18 protein-coding genes and 6 pseudogenes are annotated in these 21,206 nt (G+C 69.3%); 9 read left to right on the forward strand and 15 right to left on the reverse strand.

Annotated features, from left to right (window positions below; translation table 11 throughout):
* The first annotated feature begins 138 nt into the window (after positions 1–138).
* On the forward strand, positions 139–753 hold the full coding sequence (locus tag BJF85_RS02470) for a hypothetical protein (RefSeq protein ID WP_139320425.1): 615 nt from the start codon (positions 139–141) through the stop codon (positions 751–753).
* Positions 750–998 carry a hypothetical protein gene (locus tag BJF85_RS02475; protein ID WP_139320426.1) on the forward strand — a complete coding sequence of 83 codons (249 nt, stop codon included), beginning with the start codon at positions 750–752 and terminating at the stop codon, positions 996–998. Before BJF85_RS02470 ends, BJF85_RS02475 begins: the two co-directional genes overlap by 4 nt.
* Here the strand turns inward: BJF85_RS02475 and BJF85_RS02480 are convergent.
* Complete coding sequence (locus BJF85_RS02480) at positions 964–2,823, reverse strand: glycoside hydrolase family 2 protein (RefSeq protein WP_075845593.1); 1,860 nt, start codon at positions 2,821–2,823, stop codon at positions 964–966. The genes BJF85_RS02475 and BJF85_RS02480 overlap by 35 nt on opposite strands.
* A gap of 65 nt (positions 2,824–2,888) precedes the next feature.
* Between BJF85_RS02480 and BJF85_RS02485 the strand changes: the two are divergent.
* Positions 2,889–4,149: pseudogene (locus tag BJF85_RS02485) on the forward strand (glycosyltransferase family 4 protein).
* A gap of 207 nt (positions 4,150–4,356) precedes the next feature.
* Here BJF85_RS02485 and BJF85_RS30995 read toward each other — a convergent pair.
* From BJF85_RS30995 to aceA, 5 genes and pseudogenes are all read right to left on the reverse strand, one after another.
* A pseudogene (locus BJF85_RS30995) lies at positions 4,357–5,135 on the reverse strand (trypsin-like serine protease); the annotation flags it as partial.
* 276 nt (positions 5,136–5,411) lie between these two features.
* The gene (locus tag BJF85_RS29470) at positions 5,412–5,585 is read right to left on the reverse strand and encodes a DUF5313 family protein (RefSeq protein WP_255375337.1); all 174 of its coding nucleotides are present in this window, start codon (positions 5,583–5,585) and stop codon (positions 5,412–5,414) included.
* Positions 5,585–5,809 (reverse strand): DUF5313 family protein, encoded by a 225-nt coding sequence (locus BJF85_RS29475; protein ID WP_255375338.1) that lies wholly within the window; start codon positions 5,807–5,809, stop codon positions 5,585–5,587. Before BJF85_RS29475 ends, BJF85_RS29470 begins: the two co-directional genes overlap by 1 nt.
* A gap of 104 nt (positions 5,810–5,913) precedes the next feature.
* Positions 5,914–7,520, reverse strand: a pseudogene (aceB, locus tag BJF85_RS02500) (malate synthase A).
* Between the two features lie 124 nt (positions 7,521–7,644).
* Positions 7,645–8,920, reverse strand: a pseudogene (aceA, locus tag BJF85_RS02505) (isocitrate lyase).
* Positions 8,921–9,145: 225 nt separating this feature from the next.
* Here aceA and BJF85_RS02510 point away from each other — a divergent pair.
* Both BJF85_RS02510 and BJF85_RS02515 read left to right on the forward strand, forming a co-directional pair.
* The gene (locus tag BJF85_RS02510) at positions 9,146–10,579 is read left to right on the forward strand and encodes a short-chain fatty acyl-CoA regulator family protein (protein WP_075845594.1); all 1,434 of its coding nucleotides are present in this window, start codon (positions 9,146–9,148) and stop codon (positions 10,577–10,579) included.
* A gap of 49 nt (positions 10,580–10,628) precedes the next feature.
* Positions 10,629–11,018, forward strand: coding sequence for a cupin domain-containing protein (locus BJF85_RS02515; protein WP_075845595.1), 390 nt, complete (start codon positions 10,629–10,631; stop codon positions 11,016–11,018).
* 28 nt (positions 11,019–11,046) lie between these two features.
* On the opposite strand, the gene BJF85_RS02520 is transcribed toward BJF85_RS02515, so the two are convergent.
* From BJF85_RS02520 to BJF85_RS02535, 5 genes and pseudogenes are all read right to left on the reverse strand, one after another.
* Positions 11,047–11,352, reverse strand: coding sequence for a HigA family addiction module antitoxin (locus BJF85_RS02520; protein WP_255375339.1), 306 nt, complete (start codon positions 11,350–11,352; stop codon positions 11,047–11,049).
* On the reverse strand, positions 11,336–11,629 hold the full coding sequence (locus BJF85_RS02525) for a type II toxin-antitoxin system RelE/ParE family toxin (protein WP_369822052.1): 294 nt from the start codon (positions 11,627–11,629) through the stop codon (positions 11,336–11,338). The genes BJF85_RS02520 and BJF85_RS02525 overlap by 17 nt, the downstream gene beginning before the upstream one ends.
* A 105-nt stretch (positions 11,630–11,734) precedes the next feature.
* Positions 11,735–12,202, reverse strand: coding sequence for a hypothetical protein (locus tag BJF85_RS31000; RefSeq protein ID WP_369822056.1), 468 nt, complete (start codon positions 12,200–12,202; stop codon positions 11,735–11,737).
* Positions 12,203–12,270: 68 nt separating this feature from the next.
* Positions 12,271–13,023 (reverse strand): annotated as a pseudogene (locus tag BJF85_RS31005) (M14 family zinc carboxypeptidase); the annotation flags it as partial.
* 219 nt (positions 13,024–13,242) lie between these two features.
* Positions 13,243–13,998 (reverse strand): acyltransferase, encoded by a 756-nt coding sequence (locus BJF85_RS02535; protein ID WP_075845597.1) that lies wholly within the window; start codon positions 13,996–13,998, stop codon positions 13,243–13,245.
* 67 nt (positions 13,999–14,065) lie between these two features.
* Here BJF85_RS02535 and BJF85_RS02540 point away from each other — a divergent pair, with 67 nt between their 5' ends.
* The 3 genes from BJF85_RS02540 (at position 14,066) to BJF85_RS31010 (ending at position 17,329) form a co-directional block, all read left to right on the forward strand.
* Positions 14,066–15,064, forward strand: a complete 999-nt coding sequence (locus BJF85_RS02540) for a nucleoside hydrolase (RefSeq protein WP_075845598.1) — start codon at positions 14,066–14,068, stop codon at positions 15,062–15,064.
* 154 nt (positions 15,065–15,218) lie between these two features.
* Positions 15,219–16,352, forward strand: coding sequence for a bifunctional lysozyme/C40 family peptidase (locus BJF85_RS02545; RefSeq protein WP_083665868.1), 1,134 nt, complete (start codon positions 15,219–15,221; stop codon positions 16,350–16,352).
* A gap of 314 nt (positions 16,353–16,666) precedes the next feature.
* Complete coding sequence (locus BJF85_RS31010; protein WP_083665855.1) at positions 16,667–17,329, forward strand: DUF222 domain-containing protein; 663 nt, start codon at positions 16,667–16,669, stop codon at positions 17,327–17,329.
* Here BJF85_RS31010 and BJF85_RS02555 read toward each other — a convergent pair.
* The gene (locus tag BJF85_RS02555) at positions 17,292–17,555 is read right to left on the reverse strand and encodes a hypothetical protein (protein ID WP_075845601.1); all 264 of its coding nucleotides are present in this window, start codon (positions 17,553–17,555) and stop codon (positions 17,292–17,294) included. The two genes, BJF85_RS31010 and BJF85_RS02555, sit on opposite strands and share 38 nt — an antisense overlap.
* A 74-nt stretch (positions 17,556–17,629) precedes the next feature.
* Here BJF85_RS02555 and BJF85_RS02560 point away from each other — a divergent pair, with 74 nt between their 5' ends.
* Positions 17,630–17,884: a hypothetical protein gene (locus tag BJF85_RS02560; RefSeq protein ID WP_139320427.1), complete on the forward strand. Its 255-nt coding sequence runs from the start codon at positions 17,630–17,632 to the stop codon at positions 17,882–17,884.
* A 1-nt stretch (position 17,885) separates the two neighbouring features.
* On the opposite strand, the gene BJF85_RS02565 is transcribed toward BJF85_RS02560, so the two are convergent.
* The 3 genes and pseudogenes from BJF85_RS02565 to lspA form a co-directional block, all read right to left on the reverse strand.
* A complete protein-coding gene (locus BJF85_RS02565) occupies positions 17,886–19,565 on the reverse strand; it encodes a DUF885 family protein (RefSeq protein WP_075845634.1) in 1,680 nt (559 codons plus the stop codon).
* A 71-nt stretch (positions 19,566–19,636) separates the two neighbouring features.
* Positions 19,637–20,561: pseudogene (locus BJF85_RS02570) on the reverse strand (RluA family pseudouridine synthase).
* On the reverse strand, positions 20,558–21,202 hold the full coding sequence (lspA, locus tag BJF85_RS02575) for a signal peptidase II (RefSeq protein WP_255375340.1): 645 nt from the start codon (positions 21,200–21,202) through the stop codon (positions 20,558–20,560). The pseudogene BJF85_RS02570 and the gene lspA overlap by 4 nt, the downstream one beginning before the upstream one ends.
* Positions 21,203–21,206: the final 4 nt, after the last annotated feature.

Below are 21,206 nucleotides of genomic sequence, written 5' to 3' on the forward strand. Positions count from 1 at the left end.
GTACCCCCGTGGGCCGCTGTCCAACCACGACATCGGAATCGGAGAATCCCCGCCGGGCAACTGTTTCCCGTGGCTCGCGTTTCACCGGCGCACAGTCGGGAGACCCTCCACACGACCGGGTCGACGAGCGAGGGCGAGGTGGGTATGGCCGACCGCGACGAGGCGGAGGAATCGGAGGAATCCGAGGACGCCGCCGAGCAGGTATCCGACGCCGACGTCCCCACCGGGTCGAGCGCGGAGTTCCCGGACGTCTATCTGGACGTTCCGCAGGTGAAGGTCGACGAGATCAGTCTCGAGGTGGAGAATCTGCGGGCCAAGGTGTCCCTGCAGGCCGAGGTGCTCGACCTGCTCAAGCTCAACGTCGGCGTCGACGCCGAACTCGGGCGGGTGGCGTTGCAGATCACGGGCGTCGAGGCGCAGGCACAACTGACCGTCCGACTCGACAACGTCGCCGGCATCCTCGCGCGCGTGCTGGCAACCATCGACCGCAATCCGCAGATCCTCGAACACCTCACCCAGGGTCTGGGCAGAGCGGCCGAGGAAGTCGGTCAGGGAGCCGGATCGGCGGTCCGCAACATCGGCGAAGGCACCGGCGATGCCGTCGACAACGTCGGCTCCGGCGCGGGCGAGGCAGTGCGCGAGGTCGGATCGGGCGCCGGCAGCGCGGTCGAGAACGTCGGTGAGGGCGCGGGCTCCGGGGTGGAGCAGCTCGGCTCGGGTGCCGGCAACGCCGCCGAGAACATCGGATCATGAGCACGCAAGGCCGACCGGATGTGACCGTGCACGCCGCGGTGCGGGCGCGACGGATCACGTTCCTCGAACAGCCGCGCCCGCACGTCGAGACCACCGGCGACACCGATCCGCAGAAGTCCACATCGGACACCCAACGATCCGGACTGCCCACCCCGGTGGGAACGGGCACCTATGACGACATCCGGGTCGAGCACACCACCGCCGCGCACGTCAGTCCGAACCGGCGTCCGAACCTGCCTCGATGACCGCGCGGTTGCCCGCGGCCGCGGCTTCGACGTCCACTTTGAACACTCGGCGGTCGTAGGTGAGCAGGCCGTTCACCTCGTTCTCCACGTCGGTGGTCTGGGTGTAGATCGCGGCCGACAGGCCCAGATCCCGCACCACACCGAGGAGATCGGCGCTGACCTCGCGGTACCGGCGGGTCAGCTGGTCGGGATCGGACGTCATCTCGTAGGCGATCGGATAACCCGGCCACAGATGGCTGTCGACGACGAGGCCGAGACCGCCGTACTCGCCGGCGGCCGTGGCGCGGTGGTCGACGGCGCGGGGGCGTCCGGGGCCGACGTAGGTGTGGTCGTCGTAGATGTGCCCGGTGCCGGTGTCGGGATGGGAATGACAGCAGTTCACCCCGCTGTCGGCGACGACGAGCCTGCTCGGGTCCGCCGCCATCAGCTCCCCCGTGATCCGCGCCGTGTCGTACTCGCCCCAGCCCTCGTTGAACGGCGTCCACACCACCAACGACGTGACCGACCGCAGCGCCGCGACGAGCTCGGCCAGTTCCGCCTCGAACCGGGTGCGCGCCTCCGGAACGGGCGGGGCCTGCGGTCCGGGCGGGTTGTCGAGCACCACCGGCAGCGACGGCATGTCCTGCCACACCAGGAGACCGAGGCGATCCGCCCAGTAGTACCAGCGGGCCGGTTCGACCTTGACGTGTTTGCGCACGGTGTTGAACCCGTAGGCCTTCGTCTGTTCGAGGTCGAACCGCAGCGCCTCGTCGGTGGGCGCGGTGTAGATGCCGTCCGGCCAATAACCCTGATCGAGCGGGCCGTGCAGGAACGTGACGCGGCCGTTGAGGGTGATCCGCGGCCTGCCCTCGGCGTCCGGGGCCAGACCGATCGTGCGCAGACCGCCGTAACTGCGCACCTCGTCGAGCACCTCGCCGCCGGCGGTGCGCACGCGTGCCGTGATGTCGTACAGGTGCGGATCGTCCGGACTCCACGGCCGCGGCTCCGGAACGTCCACCCGGCCCCGCTGTCCGGACGCCGCCGTCACCGTCACCCCCGCCACCGTGTACTCGACGACGAGATCGGCCGGGCCGGCCGGATCGGTGCCGTCGTACAGCTCGGCGGTGAGGTCGAAGCCGGTCAGATCGGGGGTGACGTCGAGCCTGCGGACCCCGCGGGTGGGCACCGCTTCGAGCCACACGGTCTGCCAGATTCCGGACGCGCCGGTGTAGAGGATCCCGCCGGGCTGGTTGGCCTGCTTGCCCACGGGGAACGTGCCCCGGTTGCCGGTGTCCTCCACCCGCACGACGAGCTCCTGGTCGCCGCTCGCGCGCAGCACGCCGGTGACGTCGACGTCGAACGGCGTGTATCCGCCCTCGTGCCGCGTCACGAACTGGTTGTTGACCCACACGGTCGCCACCTGGTCGACCGCGCCGAAGTGCACCAGGACGCGTCCGCTGCGCCAGTCGTCCGGCACCTCGAACGTCCGGCGATACCACATCAGCTCCACCCGACGGCCGATTCCGGACAGTGCCGACTCGGGCGGGAACGGCACGACGATCTCCTCGCGGCGCACCGTGCCCGCCGGCGAGGGGTCTGCATTCGCGGTCGCGGTCGGGTCGTGCGTGGTGCCGTCGACGGCGAGGCTGGTGAACTCCCACCTGCCGTTGAGCGAGCGCCACCGGTCGCCGCGGGTCAGTTGCGGACGCGGGTGCTCGGGCAGCGGCGCGTCCGGGTCGAGGTCGTCGGTCCACGGCGTCGACAGCGGCGGAACGGGCGGCGTCCCGGCCGGCCGGCTCGTCGACGACAGGGGCTGGTTCACGGGTTCGGCGTCTTCGACACTCATCGGCGCCGATTCTCACCCGCGGTCCGGACACCACGACTACCGACTCGCGAGTAACCTCCCCAACCATGCGCGTGTTGATGCTCTCGTGGGAGTACCCACCGGTCGTCGTCGGTGGGCTCTCCCGGCATGTCCACGCCCTGGCCAGGCATCTCGTGGCCGCAGGACATGACGTGACGGTGCTGTGCCGGCACGTCGCGGGCACCGACGCCACGACCCACCCGACGTCCCGGCAGGTCGTCGACGGGGTGCGCATCGTGCGGGTCGCCGAGGACCCGCTGCACGTCACGTTCGAACGCGACCTCGTCGCCTGGACCCTGTCGATGGGTCATGCGATGACCCGCGCCGGCTACGGCCTGCTCAAGGATTGGCAGCCCGACGTGGTGCACGCGCACGACTGGCTGGTCACCAACCCCGCGGTGGCGCTGGCCGACGCCGCCGGCGTGCCGCTGGTGGGCACGATCCACGCCACCGAGGCGGGCCGGCACTCGGGATGGCTGTCCCATCCGCTCAACCAGCAGGTCCATTCGGTCGAATGGTGGCTGGCCAATCGGGCCGACGCCTCATCACCTGCAGCCGCGCCATGCGCACCGAGGTGGCCCGGCTGTTCGACCTCGACCCCGAGACGATCAGCGTCATCCACAACGGCATCGAGGAACGCAGCTGGCAGGTCTCCGACGAGGAGATCGCCACCGCCCGCACCCGGCACAGTCCCGACGGCGGCCCGCTGCTGCTGTACTTCGGCCGCCTCGAGTGGGAGAAGGGCGTGCAGGACCTGCTGGACGCCCTGACCGGCGTACGGGCCCGGCACGAGGGCACCCGGCTGGTGGTCGCCGGCGTCGGCAGGCACCACGACGAACTCGTCGACCAGGCCGCGCGGCTCGACATGGCCGAGCAGGTCGACTTCGTGGGCCACCTGTCCGATCGGCGACTGCGCGCCGTGCTCGCCGCCGCCGACGCGTGGTGCTGCCCAGCCGGTACGAACCGTTCGGGATCGTCGCGCTCGAGGCCGCGGCGGCCCGCAGGCCCCTGGTCGCCTCGACCGCGGGCGGTCTCGGCGAGGTCGTCCTCGACGGCGAGACGGGCCTGGCGTTCACGCCCGGTGACGTCCCGGCCATCACGCAGGCCGTCAACACCGTCCTCGCCGACACCGGCGCCGCCGAGCGGCGCGCGATCGCCGCCCAGTCGCGGCTGGCCGTCGACTTCGACTGGGCTCGGATCGCCGAGCGCACCACCGACGTCTACCGGCGCAGCACCCCCGGCGGGGCCCAGGACTTCAGCCGTCCGAAGATCCCCACGGGCAACGTCTTCGACCTCGAGCAGCGCTGACCCAAGGCTGGCACAGGGCTGACCGACCACGCCGGCCGGGCGGGAACGCACCGGGCGCCCCACCCGACCGGCCCGGCGTCGATCAGCGCAGCTGCTGGCCGATCTCGTCGGCGTAGCTGCCGACCCGGGCGTAGACACCCGGGTAGTCGGGCCGGGCGCAGCCTGGCCCCACGACACGACGCCGACCAGCACACCGTCGGCGACCAGCGGACCACCCGAGTCGCCCTGGCACGCGTCCACGCCGCCCTCGGGCAGGCCGGCGCACACCATGCTCGCGGGGTCGTACTCGCCGCTGTAGGACGACGCGCAGTCCTCGTCGGAGGTGATCGGCACGGTTGCCTGCAGCAGGCTGTCGGAGCTCTGGCCGCCCTCGGACGTGGTGCCCCAGCCGGCGACGGTCGCGTCGGTTCCCGGGCTGTAGACCGGGGCGTCCGCGCTCGAGGCCAGTTCGATCGGCTCGGCGTCGGCCGGCGCGGACGAGAGGGTCAGCACGGCCACGTCGCGCCCGCGGTGACGGAGCTGTAGTCCGGGTGCACCCAGATGTCGCTGACGGAGGTCTCGGTGCCCTCGCTCGTGGTGAGGTCGGTGCGGCCGGTGACGGCCGTGACGTCCGACGGGGAGTCGCCGTCGACGCAGTGCGCCGCGGTGAGCACCTTGTTGTCGTCGATGAGCGAACCGCCGCAGAACTGGAAGCTGCGGGGTGGTGAGCGCGACGGCGTACGGGAAGTCGGCGATGTCCGCGGGCGAACCGCCGACGACGTACGGCTGGACCCCGCCCGCGCCGGTGTCGGTCTCGTCCGCGCCGGCCGCGTTGGCTGTGGCCAGCGAGCCGAGTCCGAGGGCGAGGGCGAGGGCCGCCACGCCCACGCCCGCGGTGCGGGCCAACGTGCGTGCGCTTCGAGCCATGGGTGGTACCTCCATCGATGAGGGCCGGGTGGATTGTCCGTGTGGCCGGCCAGAGGGAAAGTCACTGACCGCGCAGCCATGGCAACGCAAAAATCCGAGCCCGACAAGCGACGTAAGTAGTGGCAAAACAGGGCATTGCCTGCACCGAGGAAATGTGCTTATCACCGAATCCTGACCCGAATCCGCTGGTCAGGGGCAGCGCAACGCGCATCCTTCGACAGCCGGGCCCGTGCGACGGCGTGACGCGAAATGGATCACGTGTGCCACGCTCGGCCGACGTGAACGGCACGTTCACACCACACCGAAAGTCCCCACAAAACGGACAGCACCCGGCCGGCCACCCGGCCGGCACGGAATCAGGACCGGTAGATCGCCTCGTAGTCGGCCCAGGTCTGCGCGTCGGCCTTCTTGGCGTTCTCGCGACGGATCGCCCGCGCCTGGCCGTAGGCATAGCCGTGCTTGGCGACCCGCAGCTCGATGCTCTCGTCCCCGTAGGCCTGCGAGTAGAACACGCCGACGATGATCGCCATCAGCGCCAGCGACAGCCGCAACCCGAGCGGCCCCGGCAGCAGCAGCCACACCGCCGCGAGCGCACGACGTACACGCAGTTGCGCGCGGCGAGGCGCCAGCGCCAGCCGCGGGCGGTCGCGTCCCGCAGCACCCACGGGGCCAGGTGCTCCGGCAACCGTCCGCCGACCGAGTACCGCAGCCACTGCCACGGAGTGGGCCGGACCCGGTCTGCTCGTCGTGCCATGCCCCCAGGCTAACCGCCGCATCGCCACCGGTTCGGACAAGGAGAAGGGGCACCGTCTGCCGCGAGGCGGGCGCGGCAGACGGTGCCCCTGGGGGTCGCGCTGCTCAGACCGTGGCGTTGGTCAAATAGCGCGCGTACGCACCCGTAGTGAGGAAGCTCGGAAGCTTCTCCCCGAGCGCGGTCTCGACGAAGATCTCGCGAGCGTGCGGCAGCCGGTTCTCATCCCCAAGAACGACACGCACCGCTGCGAGTTCCTCGTCGAGCCACTCCGTGACCAGCTCGGCCGTCAGCGCGGTGCCGTCGGTGAGCTTGGTGTCGTGCCGCAGCCACTGCCACACCTGGCAACGGGCGATCTCCGCCGTGGCCGCGTCCTCCATCAACCCGTGGACGGCGACGGAACCCGTGCCGCGCAGCCACGCGTCCAGGTACCGCAGCGCGACGTTGATGTTGCCGCGCACGCCCTCCTCGGTGACCTCGCCGCCCGCGCTGGCGACGTCGAGCAGGTCCTCCGCCGTGACGTCGACGTCGTCACGCAGCACGTCGAGCTGGTTCGGCGCGTCGCCGAGCACGCCGTCGAACACCGCACGGCACGTCGGGACCAGGTCGGGGTGCCCGACCCACGAACCGTCGTAGCCCTCGGCGGCCTCGCGGGCCTGGTCCTGGCGGGCCAGTTCCAGTGCGGTCGCACCGGCCTCCGGGTCCTTGCTCGGCGCAACCGCGGTCATGCCGCCGATCGCGTGCGCCCCGCGCCGGTGGCAGGTCTGCACCAGCCGCTCGGTGTAGGCGCGCATGAACGGCACGGTCATCGTGACGTCGCCGCGGTCGGGCAGGACGAAGTCCGCGCCGGCGTGGGCGAAGGTCTTGACCATCGAGAAGATGTAGTCCCAGCGGCCCGCGTTCAGTCCGGCCGAGTGCTCGCGCAGCTCGTAGAGGATCTCGTCCATCTCGAACGCCGCGGTGACAGTCTCGATGATCACCGTCGCGCGGATGGTGCCCTGGGGCAGTCCGATCTCGCGCTGGGCGAGGCGGAACACGTCGTTCCACAGCCGTGCCTCGTGGTGGCTCTCGAGCTTCGGCAGGTAGAAGTACGGGCCGAGGCCCTTGGCGACGAGCCTCTTGGCGTTGTGGAAGAAGTACAGGCCGAAGTCGAACAGGCTCGCCGACACGGGCCGCCCGTCGATGCGGACGTGCTTCTCCACCAGGTGCCAGCCACGCGGCCGCGTGACGGGCGTGGCCGGGCTCTCGCCGATGATGTAGCGCTTGCCGTCGGCCTCGAAGTCGATGTCCCGGCGGATCGCGTCGTAGAGGTTCAGCTGACCGCCGACGACGTTGTGCCAGGTCGGCGACGTCGCGTCCTCGAAGTCCGCCAGCCACACCTCGCGCCCGAGTTGAGCGCGTTGACCGTGGTCCGCCGCCCGGGAGGCCCGGTGATCTCGACCCGGCGGTCCTCGAGGCCCGGGGCCGGAGCTGCTACCTGCCAGGAGGAGTCCTCACGGATCGCGGCGGTCTCCGGCAGGAAGTCGAGCTTCTCCTCGCCGGCGGCGATCCGCTCGCGGCGGCGGCGCCGCTCGTCGAGCAGTTCCCTGCGGCGCTCGGCGAAGGCGTTGTCCAGCTTCGCGACGAACGCAAGGGCGCCGGGGGTGAGGATCTCGTCGAACCGTTCGGCAGTCTCGCCGGTGACGGTCAGCCTGTGGTCGAACCTGTCAGCCATGATCGGACCCCTCTCGGGCGGGCACTGGGCGGGTACGTCACGTACTCGGGCAGTGGTGGGAAATAGCCGGGGTGGGCCGGTCCGGTGGACGTGACCGGCCCACCCCGCACTAGGGGGTGTTACCTCAGAACTGCGCTTCCTCGGTCGAACCGGTGAGCGCCGTGGTGGAGCTCTCCGGGTTGAGGGCCGTGGAGACCAGGTCGAACCAACCGGTGCCGACCTCACGCTGGTGCTTGGTGGCGGTGTAGCCGCGCTCCTCCGAGCCGAACTCCTTCTCCTGGAGGTCGACGTAGGCCGACATGCCGTTGCGGGCGTAGCCGTGGGCCAGGTCGAACATGGAGTAGTTCAGCGCGTGGAAGCCGGCCAGCGTGATGAACTGGAACTTGAAGCCCATGGCGCCGAGCTCGCGCTGGAAACGCGCGATCGTGTCGTCGTCGAGGTGCTTCTTCCAGTTGAACGACGGCGAGCAGTTGTAGGCCAGCATCTGGTCCGGGTACTCGGCCTTGACCGCCTCGGCGAACTTGCGGGCGACCTCGAGGTCCGGCGTGCCGGTCTCCATCCAGATGAGGTCGGAGTACGGCGCGTAGGCCTTGGCACGCTCGATGCAGGGCTCGATGCCGTTGCGGACCTTGTAGAAGCCTCCGACGTGCGCTCACCGGTGATGAACTGCTGGTCGCGCTCGTCCACGTCGCTGGTCATCAGCGTCGCGGCCTCGGCGTCGGTACGGGCGATGATCAGCGACGGCACGTCCATGCGTCCGAGGCGAGTCGCGCGGCGTTCAGCGTCCGCACGTGCTGCTTCGTCGGGATCAGCACCTTGCCGCCCAGGTGGCCGCACTTCTTCTCGGAGGCCAGCTGGTCCTCCCAGTGCACACCCGCCGCACCGGCGTTGATCATGCCCTTCATCAGCTCGAACGCGTTGAGCGGGCCACCGAAGCCCGCCTCGGCGTCGGCGACGATCGGCGCGAACCAGTCGATGCTGGTGTCGCCCTCGGCCCAGGTGATCTGGTCGGCGCGGCCCAGCGCGTTGTTGATGCGGCGCACGACGGCCGGCACCGAGTTGGCCGGGTAGAGGCTCTGGTCCGGGTAGGTCTGGCCGGAGAGGTTGGCGTCGGCCGCGACCTGCCAGCCGGACAGGTAGATCGCCTTCAGGCCGGCGCGGATCTGCTGGACGGCCTGGTTACCGGTGAGCGCGCCGAGGGCGTGCACGTAGTCCTCGGTGTGCAGGAGGTCCCACAGCTTCTCGGAACCGCGGCGGGCGAGGGTGTTCTCCTCGATCACGCTGCCGCGCAGCTTGGCGACCTCGGCAGCGGAGTAGGTACGCTCCACGCCCTTCCAGCGGGGGTCGGTCTCCCACTTCTTCTGCAGCTCTGCAGCCAGCTGCTCCAGGTTCTGTGCCATCAAACTCTCCACCTTTGCGAACTTTGCGATTGACTCGCTGTGTAGAAGGACCATGACATGCGCTGCGAAAACTCCGCCACATATCCAATTTGCAAATTTATGCGAAGTTTCCGTAGGATGTTGCGAAGGTTGTGAACGGAGCGTTCACACCATCGGGAAAAGGCAGCGACTGAACCGGTTACTTGACCGTTTCGGTCCGGAAGATCTACGGAACGTGAGGCTGCGGTGGACAAGACTTTCGCCGGCGGGAAGCTGCGTCATCTGCGGGAGAGCCGCTCGATGAGCCAGGCGGACATGGCCAGACTGCTCGAAATCTCCCCCAGCTACCTCAATCAGATCGAGCACAACTCCCGTCCGCTGACGGTTCCGGTGCTCCTGCGCATCACCGAGGCGTTCGGGGTCGACACGGAGTTCTTCTCCAACACCGACACCGCGCGACTGGTCGCCGACGTCAAGGAAGCCCTGCTCGACGAGGCGATCGGGGTGGAGGCCACGACCAGCGAGCTCAACGAACTGGCCTCCAACCTGCCCAACGTGGCCTCGGCGCTGGTCAAGCTGCACCGCAACTACCGCAACGCCGTAGAGACCACGGCCGCGCTGGTCACCGAGAACGGCATGGGCCAGCACGGCAGCGCCGCCGCTCCCCTGCCCCACGAGGAGGTCCGCGACTTCTTCTACGAGCGGGAGAACTACGTCGGCGAGCTCGACGAACGCGCCGAACGCATGGCCGCCGACATGGGGCTGAGGCGCGGCGAGACCGTGCACCGCACGCTGCTGGACCGGCTCACCGACCACTACGGCGTGCAGGTCACCAGCGACGGCATCGACGAATCGGCCGGTCAGCAGCACCGGTACGAACCGGATGCGAAGGTGCTGCGACTCGCGCCGAGCCTGCGCATCGGACAGCGCGCGTTCCGGATGGCCTCGCAGATCGCCCTGCTCGAGTACGACGACCTGATCACCGAGCTCGCCGACTCGTGGGCGTTCTCCGGCCCCGCGGCGCGCTCACTGGGCCGGGTCGGGCTGGCCAACTACTTCGCGGGTGCGCTGATCCTGCCGTACGGGCCGTTCCTGTCGATGGCCGAGAAGTACCGCTACGACATCGAACGGCTCTGCGACGAGTTCGGCGTGGGCTTCGAGACGGTGTGCCACCGGCTGTCGACGTTGCAGCGGCCGAAGGCCCGTGGCGTGCCGTTCTCGTTCGTGCGCGTCGACCGGGCGGGCAACATGTCGAAGCGGCAGTCGGCGGCGGGGTTCCACTTCTCCCGCGTCGGCGGGGCGTGCCCGCTGTGGAACATCTACGAGGCGTTCACCTCGCCGGGCAAGGTCATCACGCAGGTCGCGACACTGCCCGACGGCAAGAGCTACTTCTGGATCGCGCGCACGATCTCGCGCAACGTCGGCGGGTACGCCAGCCCCGGCAAGACGTTCTCCGTGGGCCTCGGCTGCGAGCTGCGGCATGCGCGGCGGCTCGTGTACTCGGCCGGCCTCGACCTCGACGACCGCTCGGCCGCCACGCCGATCGGCATGGGCTGCAAGGTCTGCGAACGCCCGGCCTGCCCACAGCGCGCCTTCCCGCACATCGGCAAGCAGCTGACCGTCGACGAGAACACCAGCACGTTCGTCCCCTACCCCGCCGTACCCAAACCGGAGGAATGAGCACGGCACCCGCCTTGCCGCGCACCGTGCGCGGCAGCAGGATCGAGGCATGGCGAACGCTCCCGCGAACATCGACGCGGTACTGGCTTCCTTCCAGCAGCGGTGGAGCCCGCGGATCCTCACACAGGTCAACGACTACGACGTCCGCGTGGCGAAGGTGGAGGGCACCTTCGTGTGGCACTCCCACCCGGACACCGACGAGTTGTTCGTCGTGCTCGACGGGCGGCTCGACATCCGGCTGCGCCAGGACGGCACGGAATCGGTGGTGCACCTCGCGCGGCACGACGTGTTCGTCGTGCCGCGCGGCGTCGAACACCGCCCGGAGTCGCCCGACGGCGCGTCGATCCTGCTGCTCGAACCGACAGGAACACTGAGCACCGGCGACTACGACGGCGAGGTACCCGACCACATCACCTCGACAACCGGCCTGCCCACATAACCCGCCCACACGGACGGGGCGGGGCAGGTCACGCAGCCGCGATCGGCTCGATGTCGTCGAGCTGCTCCCCGAGCGCGTCGCGGGCGACGTCGACGTCGTAGGACTCCTGGAGCCGCGTCCAGTAGTGCTCACCGAGACCGAAGTACCGCGACAGCCGCAGACCGGTGTCGGCCGTGATCGCGCGCCGCTCCTTGAGGATCTCGCCGATCCGCGACTCGGGCACGCGAATGGCCTTGGCCAGCGCGTACGCGCTGATCCCCATCGGGACGAGGAAGTCCTCGCGCAGGATCTCACCCGGGTGAATCGGGTCGTGAGCCTTATCGGTGGTAGTCAACGATCTCAACTCCTTCCGGTCCGTCATATGTCCAGCGAAAACAGATGCGCCACTGACGATCGATGCGGATGCTGTACATCCCGGCACGATCACCTTTGAGCTGTTCGAGCTGGTTCCCAGGCGGTACCCGCAGTTCGATGAGCCTGTCCACGACATCGAGCTGACGAAGCTTCCGGTGCCCGACTCGTTGCACCTCAGGCGGAAGACCGCGAACCCGTTGGCGATTCCACACCTGTTCGGTGCGCTTGTCGGCGAACGATCGGATCACCGAAGCCATACTAACGCGCCGCGTATGCACACGCAACGCGTTAGTAGCCCACGGACGGGCGGGGCGGCGCTCCGGGTTTCCGGTGCACCGCCCCGCCCTGGTTCCAGCGGTGCGTTACGGCTCGTCGACCGTGGTGGCCGTGCTGCCGATGCTCGGCCCGCGCGGCGGGATCGCGTCGTAGTCGGCCGGGTCGAGCTTCTCGACCTCACCGGTGGCGATCGAGGTCAGCATGCCGTCGAGACCGGTGTTGACGGTCTGCGTCAGCTGCTCGCGGTACTTCTGGCCGAGGGTCTGCGTCTGACCGCGGACCTCGTACAGCACCGAGCCGCTGCCGTTCAGCGCGAACGAGCCCAGGCCCGTACCGGGCAGGTTGATGTCCTGCGGGTACAGCGTGATGTTGCCGAACAGCGGGTTCTTGTCCGACTTGTCCTGCAGGGCGTCGTAGGTGGCGACGTTGAGCTGCTTGGCGTAGTCGAGGTCGTAGTCGTCGGCGTACTGCTCGTAGCCCGGCGTGGTGGCCGGGTCGTCGACGAACTTGCCCGACAGCGACAGCGTGACCCACTTGTTCGGGTCGTCCGGCATGACGTAGCAGGCGCCTGGTGGTGCAGGTCGACGTAGGTGTCGACGTTGCCGAACTCGTCGGACAGGTCGACGTAGAGGTCACGCACGGCCTGCGTCTCCGGCGACAGGAACCAACCGGTCGAGGCGGAGTCCCCGGGGAAGTCCTCGGGCTGCGGTTCGTACGTCAGGTCCGGGTTGTAGTCCCGGTTGATGTCGAAGCCGTGCCGCTCGGAGTAGTCGTGTCCCTGCCGCGGTTCGGTGTAGTAGTTCCACGCGGGCTCGGAGTCGGCCAGCTGCGGGAAGTCCTCGACGACCTCGTCCCAGGTCATGTCGTTGGCACGGCGGTTGAGCTCGGCGCCGTCGGGGTTCATCTTCGGCACCGCGACGATCGTCAGCTCCTCGCGCCACGCCTGGGCCTTGGGGCTGTCGCTCGTGCCGACGTAGTCGAGCAGGCGCAGGATCGCGTCCGTGCCGACCTTCTCGTTGCCGTGGATCTCGCTGGTGATCAGAACGGACTTGGGTCCGTCGCCGACGCGCGCGGACCAGATCTCCCGGTCGCGGTTGCTCCTGGCGATCTCCTCGACCTCGACGACCCCGTCGGAGACCCTCTCGATGCGGTCGAGCTCGATGCCGAGTTCACGGTGGTCGGTGAACTCGTTGATGGGCAGGTCCTGCGGCTCGTCGCTGCAGTTGCCCGCAGCGGGCGGGCCGCCGCCCGGCTGCTGGGTGGGGTTCAGCTGCTGCGCCGTCGCGGGCGCGCGGTGGCCAGGGTCAACGCGGTGACCCCGGCGAGCACGGCCGCCGACGAACGTGTGGATCTGGGCACGGCACTCCTCACACATGATCGGCCGATCCCGCGGGCCGGCCGCGGGATCGAGCACGGATATGAGTGGTGGCGCCACCGTGAACGTTAGTTATAACAGCTAACCATCTGCCGCGGAAGAGACGCGACGTCCGAATCGCGACAAACCACCTCCGCCGAACACCCCATCGCCGTAACCGATCCGGTCCACAACGAACCAGGCACTGCGCTGGGAGCGCGGCGGGGTTACGGAGCGGGGTTACGACTCGTCGAGGGTCTGGCGGAGTGCCTCGTCGGCCTTGCGGGCCATGTCGCGGACCGCTTCCCTGCGTTCGGCGTCGGCCTCGTAGTCGGCCCTGCGGTCGCGCACCACGCGCGCGGGCGCGCCGACGGCGATGCCGTAGTCCGGGATGTCGCCGCGGACGACCGCGTGCGCGCCGAGCACGCACCCGCGACCCACCCGGGTCCCCTTCAGCACCGACACCTTCGTGCCGATCCACGTGTCCGGGCCGACCCGCACGGGCGCCTTGACGATGCCCTGATCCTTGATCGGCAGGTTGATGTCGGTGGTCACGTGGTCGAAATCGGTGATGTACACCCAGTCGGCGATGATCGACGACCCGCCGACCTCGATGTCGAGGTAGCCGTTGAGCACGTTCTGCCGGCCGAACACGGTCTTGTCGCCGATGCGCAGCGAACCCTCGTGGCAGCGGATCGCGTTCCCGTCACCGATGTGGACCCACCGGCCGATCTCCATCCGCCCGTACCCGGCGCGCGCGTGGATCTCGACGTCCTTGCCGAGGAACACCATGCCGCGCAGCACGATGTGCGGGTTCGTGAGGCGGAACTTCAGCAGCCGCCAGTACCGCACGAGGTACCACGGGGTGTAGGCACGATGACGCAGGACCCAGCGCAGGGACTCCTTGGTCAGAAAACGGGCCTGGTTGGGATCGTTGCGCGTCCGGCGCCAGGCCTGCACCCGATGCAGCACCGGCGAACCCCACATCGACGTCATGCGGCCGAGAGTAGCGGCCCGCATAGCCTGATCGACGAAACACCCTTGAGGCGAGCGAGGAGAACACGTGCCCACGAAGTTGATCATCGACACCGATCCCGGCGTGGACGACGCCTTCGCCATCGCGCTGGCCGCCCTCGCCGACGACGTCGAGCTGCTCGGTGTGACGTCGGTGTACGGCAACGTCCCGCTGTCGGCGACGACGATCAACGCCCGCCGGGTGCTGGCCCTGTGCGGACGGCACGACGTACCGGTGGCGGCCGGGGCGGAGCGTCCTCTGGTGCACCGCCATCCGAACGAGGCCCGCTACGTCCACGGGGCCGACGGCCTGTCGGGCCGTTCGCACGCCCTGCCCGAACCGACCCGCGACCTCGACGAACGCGACGCGGTCACCCTGCTGGCCGACCTGTTGGACGCCGCCGACGAGCCGGTCACGATCGCGCCGATCGGACCGTTGACCAACATCGCCACGCTGCTGGCCGCGCATCCACGGCTGGCCGGGAAGATCGCGCGCATCGTGATCATGGGCGGTGCGCTCGGGCACGGCAACAGCACCGCCGCCGCCGAGTTCAACATCTGGAGCGACCCGGAGGCCGCCCACCGCGTACTGGCCGGCGGCCAGGCTCCGTGCGTGCTCGTGCCGATGGACCTGACCTATCGCTGCGCGGTCGACGCGGTCTGGATGACCGAACTCGCCGGGTCCGGACCGATCGGCGCGGCGCTCGACGCGCTCACCCCCGACTACCGCGAGCACTACCGCGGCGCACTCGGCTGGGACGGCATGGTGCTGCACGACGCGGTCGCCGTCGCCGAGGCGATCCGCCCCGGCACGCTGCAGACCGAACGACTTCCCGTGCAGGTCGAATGCGGTTTCGGACCCGGACGCGGCGCCACCCACGCCGACCGCAGGCTGCCCGCGCTGCGCGCCTCGTCGGCCGAACCGGACGCCGCCCCCGAGATCGACGTCGCCGTCGACACCGACCTCGACGGCCTGCGCGCGCAGTTGCTTTCGGCCTTGCGTGTGAACTCGAGGGTGCCGGGCGAAGATCCGCTCCGTACTCTGTGACACAGGGCATTGGGGAACGGAACCGGCAGCCCGGACAACCGATACCGAAACGACGGCACTGACCGCTCTCGAGACAACGGAGTCGACGCACGTGACCAACGCACACGGCCACAGCCGCTTCGCCGCACTGCTCGCCGTCGCGACCGCGGTCGTCATGGCCGCGGGCGTGGTCACGGTGGTCCAGCTGTCCCCCGTCGACCAGGATGGGGTGTCGACCGCGGCCGCCTCCGACGGCATGGCCGCCGGTGCGCGCGCCGCCGCGCCCGGCGGCGACCCGTCGACACCTCAGCCGACCCCGCCCCGGGGCGCCGAGGCCGGCGCCGGGGCCCAACCCGAACAGCAGGTCCCCGACGGCAACGACGGCCCGCAGTTCGAGCAGTGGGTCGACGACGTCGCCGGTTGGCTCGACATCCCCCGCAACGCCATGCACGCCTACGCCTCGGCCACCGTGCGCATGGGCGACGAGCAACCCGAGTGCAACCTCTCGTGGGTCACCCTCGCCGGCATCGGACGCACCGCCAGCGACCACGGCCGCACCGGCGGCGGACACATCACCGACGACGGCACCCCCACCGAGCCGATCGACACCATCGAACTGCGCAACTTCGACGGCGACGTCATCTCGCAGGCCGGTGCCGCCGGGCCCATGCAACTCTCCCCCGCCGTGTGGGAGCAGTGGGCGGCCGTGTCGGACACCGCCTCCGGCGACGCACCCAACATCCAGAACCTCGAGGACGCCGCACTCACCGCCGGCCGCGCCCTCTGCGACAGCGGCCGCGACCTCGACCAGGGCGAACACTGGCTCGCCGGCGTCTCCGCACTCCACGACGAACCACTGTTCCTGCACCGCGTGCTCGCCACCGCCAACGTCTACGGCACCGTCGGCATGGAGGGCGAACCGCCCAACGAGAAGGTCATCCAGGCCGTCACGTTCGCCATCGAGCAGATCGGCCTGCCCTACGTGTGGGGCGGCAACGGCCAGGAACAAGGCCACGCAGGCTTCGACTGCTCCGGCCTCACCACCGCCGCCTACGGCTCCGCCGGCGTATCCCTCCAGCGGACCGCCCACTGGCAGTACGGACAGGTACCCCTCATCGGCCCCGACGAGGAACCCCGCCTCGGCGACCTCATCTTCTACGGCAACCCCGACACCAAGATCCACCACGTCGGCATCTACATCGGCAACCAACAGATGATCGACGCCCCCACCTTCGGCCAGGCCGTCCAGGTCCACAACTACCGCTCCAGCGGCGACTCCTACGCCGGCGCAGGCCGCCCGGTGGCCTAGCCCGGGGGTCCCCGCGAGGGGGCCGGGGGCCGTGTGGCGTCGTGTTGGCGTTCTGCGTCGCCGTGTCAGCGTTTCGCGCGGCCGTGTTGGCATCTCGCGTCGCCGTGTTGGCATCTCGCGGCGCCGTGTCAGCAGGCTGCGTCGTCGTGTTGTTGCTTGGGGGTGAACCGCCTCGCCGGCTGGGCAGGTCTCCGAGATGGTGGGCGGATTTGTGGGTGACTTGTGGGCGGGGCGGGTTTGGCCTTGCTTCGCTTCGGCAGGTTCGGTATTTGGGGTGACGGTGGTGGGGTTACTTTGCATGGGGGTTCTTTGTCATGCTTGTGGGTGATCGCTGTCGACCATTTGTTCGGTATTATGGTTGCGCGACAGGCATTGAGGAAATTGTCGATCGCGCTCGTTCGGTGCTTGCCTTGCGGGCTCGGGCTGATGCTGCCGAGGTGGAGTTTCTTGCTTCGCTCGACTCCGGGTCCGAGTCTGATTCGCTGGAGCGACGGTCGTTGGCTGAGGCATTGGCTCCTGAGCTTCGACTGCCACCTCAGGGGGTTTGGGATCGGATTCACACCGCGCTGGCGTTGACCTATCGCATGCCGCGACTATTGCAGGCCATGCGCGAGGGGCAGGTGGATCGGTATTGCACGGAGCGAGTGCTGAACGTTGTTGCACCGGTTTCCGACTCCGATACTCTCGAGGTCGATCGGCTACTCGAAGAGAAACTTTCCCGGCTGTCGCTTACGGCGTGGCAACCGCGGAATACGGCCTGGCACGCTTCGCGAATCGTCCAGCAGGTCGATCCTGGTGCCGAGACCGCCGCTGCTCGCATGGCTCATGAAAGGCGGAAGGTCACGTTGGACCACGGGACGTCATCGGTCACGACGCCACTCGGCGTCACCTACACCTCCACCCACCACACGGTGCTCGACCCGAACCCCGCCGTTCCAGTCAGTCCGGTGGTTCGACCGCGCCCGCGTCATGGGTGACGTCGTCGTCCTCCCGCACCGACCGCCCTACACCCTCACCCTGATCACCCGGCAGATCCGGCGTGATGTCGTCGCGGTTCGGCGGCTCCGGGACGTCCTCGGTGCCACCCAGCACGTCGCGGTTCGGCGGGGTGGGCACGTCCGGCGACAACGGCGGAGCCGGATGCTGCTCCTGGTCCTGGTCGTCCTCGAACGGGGAACGGTCGGGCTGACGGTGATCGCGCATAGTCGAGGTGTACCCGCAACCCGCCCACCATGTCACCCACCGGACCGGCGAACCCGGCGACTATCCTTCGCGGCGTGGGCAAACGACGTCAGCGGATATGGCCGCCGTGCCAATGCGGCGAGGCGTCCTCGTTCGCCGAACACATGCCCGCCTGCGGCAAACCCACCTGCCTACGCCGCTGGTGGAGCCTGGTCGGCACACCCTCCCTGCTCGTGCTCGCCGCCCTCGTCACCGCCGGCATCCTCATCGGCCCCGGCCACGACCACACCTGCCCCGACGACATGACCGCCAAAGCCAACGGCGTATGCGTCCAGACCGGCGCCGAATAACTCACCTCGACGCCGCAGCAACCCCCGACGACGTCCACGCCTGCACCACATCGGCCAACACCGACAACGGCAACGCGCCGCCACCCAACACGACGTCGTGGAACGCGCGAATGTCGAACCGCTCCCCCAACGACTCCTCGGCCTGCTTGCGCACCCGCTCGATCTCCAACCGGCCCACCATGTACGCCAACGCCTGACCAGGCCAATTGATGTACCGATCGACCTCCGAGACGATCTCCACCTCGGCCATCGGCGTGTTCTCCACCAGGTAGTCGATCGCCTGCTGCCGGCTCCACCCCTTCGCATGCAACCCGGTGTCCACCACCAACCTGCCCGCGCGCATCGAATCGTTGCTCAACATCCCCAACAACGCGACGTCACCCGAATACAGGCCCATCTCGTCCGCAAGCCGCTCCGAATACAACCCCCACCCCTCGGCGTACGCCGTGAACCTGCCCAACCGCCGCAACAACGGCAAATCGGTCAACCCCAACGCCAAGCTCAACTGGAAATGATGCCCCGGCACCGCCTCGTGGAACGCCGTCGCCTCCGCCGTGTGCCGGAACCGCTCCCCCGCCTTGTACGTGTTGGCGAAATACGTCCCCGGCCGCGAACCATCCGCCGCGGGCTGCATGTAGAACGCGGGCGGAGCACCCGGACTCTCCGCCTCCGGAACCGGCTCCACCACACACTGCTGCGACGGGATCAACCCGAACCACTCCGACGTCACCTGCTCGGCCCGCGACACCGCCGCCCTGGCCGCATCCAACAACTCGCCGCCATCGCCCCACCGCAACTCCGGATCGGTCCGCAACCTGCGGAAGATCTCCCGCAAATCATCGGTACCGAACACGCGTGCACCGACCTCGCGGTACTCCCGCGCCAACTCGCCGATCAGCCGCAGCCCCGTGTCGTGCAGATCGTCAGCCGTGCGATCCGACGTCGTGTGCACCCGGATCAACGAGCGGTAGATCGTGTCCCCACCCGGGATGTGACACAGCCCGACCTCCTCGTCCGGCCGGCCCTTCGGCAGGATCTCCGTCTCCAGCACGTCCCGATACCGCCGGAACGCCGGCCGCACCCGCTCCGCCAGAATCCGGGCGCGCTCCTGGTCGAAATCGACCGCGCCCTCCGGCGCCACCTGCCGCAACAACGGATCGGACTGCGGATGCGCCAGATACCGGTCGACATGCCCGATCGCGTCCCGCACTCCACGCGCCACCGGCCGCCTGCCGGAGATGATGCCCACCCGGTGCCGCTCCGCGGCCTGCTCCAGGTACGTCGGCAACTGGCGCAACCGCTCCAGATGCGCCGCGGCCTGCGCCGGCGTCGTCACCGGGATCATCGGCAACACCGTCAGGATGCTCGACGCCGGGGCCTGCATACCGTCGCTGACACAGAACTCCACCGTCTTCGCGTCCAGCGACTCCAACTGGGCCTGCGCCGACGTGAGCAGCACATCGCGAGTCGTGCGGTCCTGGTCGGACAACCGCGACGGATCGATCGCGCGGACTCGCGTGACGATGTCGGTGAGCGCCCGCCACAGGCGCAGCTCGGCCTCCTCGCCCAGATCCTCCAGCCCGGTCCGCTCCGGATCGAGCCCGAGCACCGCAGGAGTCACCGGGTCGGCATCGAACGTCAGGTCCATGTACTCATCGGCGAGCGCCACGACGTCATCCATGAGCGCCGAGCATAACCACACCGACGCCATCCGGCTGAGCAGATTTCGACGGGTCAGCCGGGTGGCCGAACCTACGACTCCGACCGCAGGATGCCGAGCGCGTGCTCGAGATCGTCCGGGTAGTCGGTCGTGAACTCGACCCACCTGCCGTCCGCGGGATGGGCGAACCCGAGCCCCCGCGCGTGCAACCACTGCCGCGTCACGCCGAGCCTGCGCGCCAACACCGGATCGGCGCCGTAGGTCAGATCACCCACGCACGGATGCCGCAACGCCGAGAAATGCACGCGGATCTGATGGGTACGGCCCGTCTCCAACTTGACGTCGGCCAGTGACGCGGCCCGGAACGCCTCGATCACCTCGTAATGCGTCACCGACGGACGCCCGCCCGCGACGACCGCGAACTTGTAGTCGTGCTTCGGATGCCGGTCGATCGGCGCGTCGATCGTGCCCCGCATCGGATCGGGATGCCCCTGCACCAGGGCGTGATAGCGCTTGTCCACGGTGCGTTCCTTGAACGCCCGCTTCAACACCGTGTAGGCGTGCTCGCTCTTGGCCACCACCATCACCCCGGTGGTCCCCGCGTCCAGCCGGTGCACCACGCCCTGCCGCTCGGCGCGCCCGACGTGGAGATCCGCAGACCCGCCGCCGCGAGACCGCCGATCACCGTCGGCCCCTCCCAGCCCGGGCTCGGATGCACCGCCACCCCGACCGGCTTGTCGACCACGACGATGTCGTCGTCCTCGTGCAGCACCACCAAACCGTCCACCGGCTCGGCCACCACCTGCGGCGGCTCCTCCGGCTCCGGCAACGTCACCTCGAGCAGGCCGCCCGCCACGAGCGATCCGACTTGCCCGCCGGAGCGCCGTCCAGCAGCACGTTCCCCGCGCCCGCGAGCTCGGCGACGACCGTGCGCGACAGGCCGAGCAGCTTCGCCAGACCCGCGTCGACCCGCATCCCGTCGAGCCCGTCCGGCACGGGCAGCATCCGCGCGCTCACGACGAACGCCCGCTGGTGTCGTTCTCGCTGGTGTCGGTGTCGGCGCTGGCGTCAGCGCTGTCTCCGTCGCTGTCGTTCTCGTTGTCGTCGTCGACGTTCTTCTTCGGGCCGCGGGTGATGGTGCCGTCGTAGTCGCGGCCGAGGAACGTCAGCAGGACGATGAGGATCGCGCCGACCGTGATGGCGGAGTCGGCGGCGTTGAACACCGGGAAGTAGCGCCCGTCGGGGCCGAACACGGACACGAAGTCCACGACGTGGCCCTGCATCGGGCCGGGGGCGCGGAACAGCCGATCGGTGAGGTTGCCGAGCGCACCCGCGAGGATCAGACCGAGACCGATGGCCCAGCCGGTCGACCGCAGCTTGCGCGCGAACCAGATGATCGCACCGACGACGATGATCGCCACCAGTGCCAGCAGCCACGTGCCGCCGAAGTCCATGCCGAACGCGGCGTACGGGTTGCGCAGCAACTGCAGGTACACGGCGCCGCCGAGGATGCGCACCGGCTCCTCGCCCTCGAGCCCGGCCGTCGCGACGACCTTGGTCAGCACGTCGACGACGTAGGCGACGGCGGCGACGACCGCCAGCAGCAGGACCCTGCGCGGCGGACGAGGTGGCTCGTGGGCTTCACGGTCGGTGTTCACCTGC

Source organism: Saccharomonospora sp. CUA-673 (assembly GCF_001942305.1).
GTDB lineage: Bacteria > Actinomycetota > Actinomycetes > Mycobacteriales > Pseudonocardiaceae > Prauserella.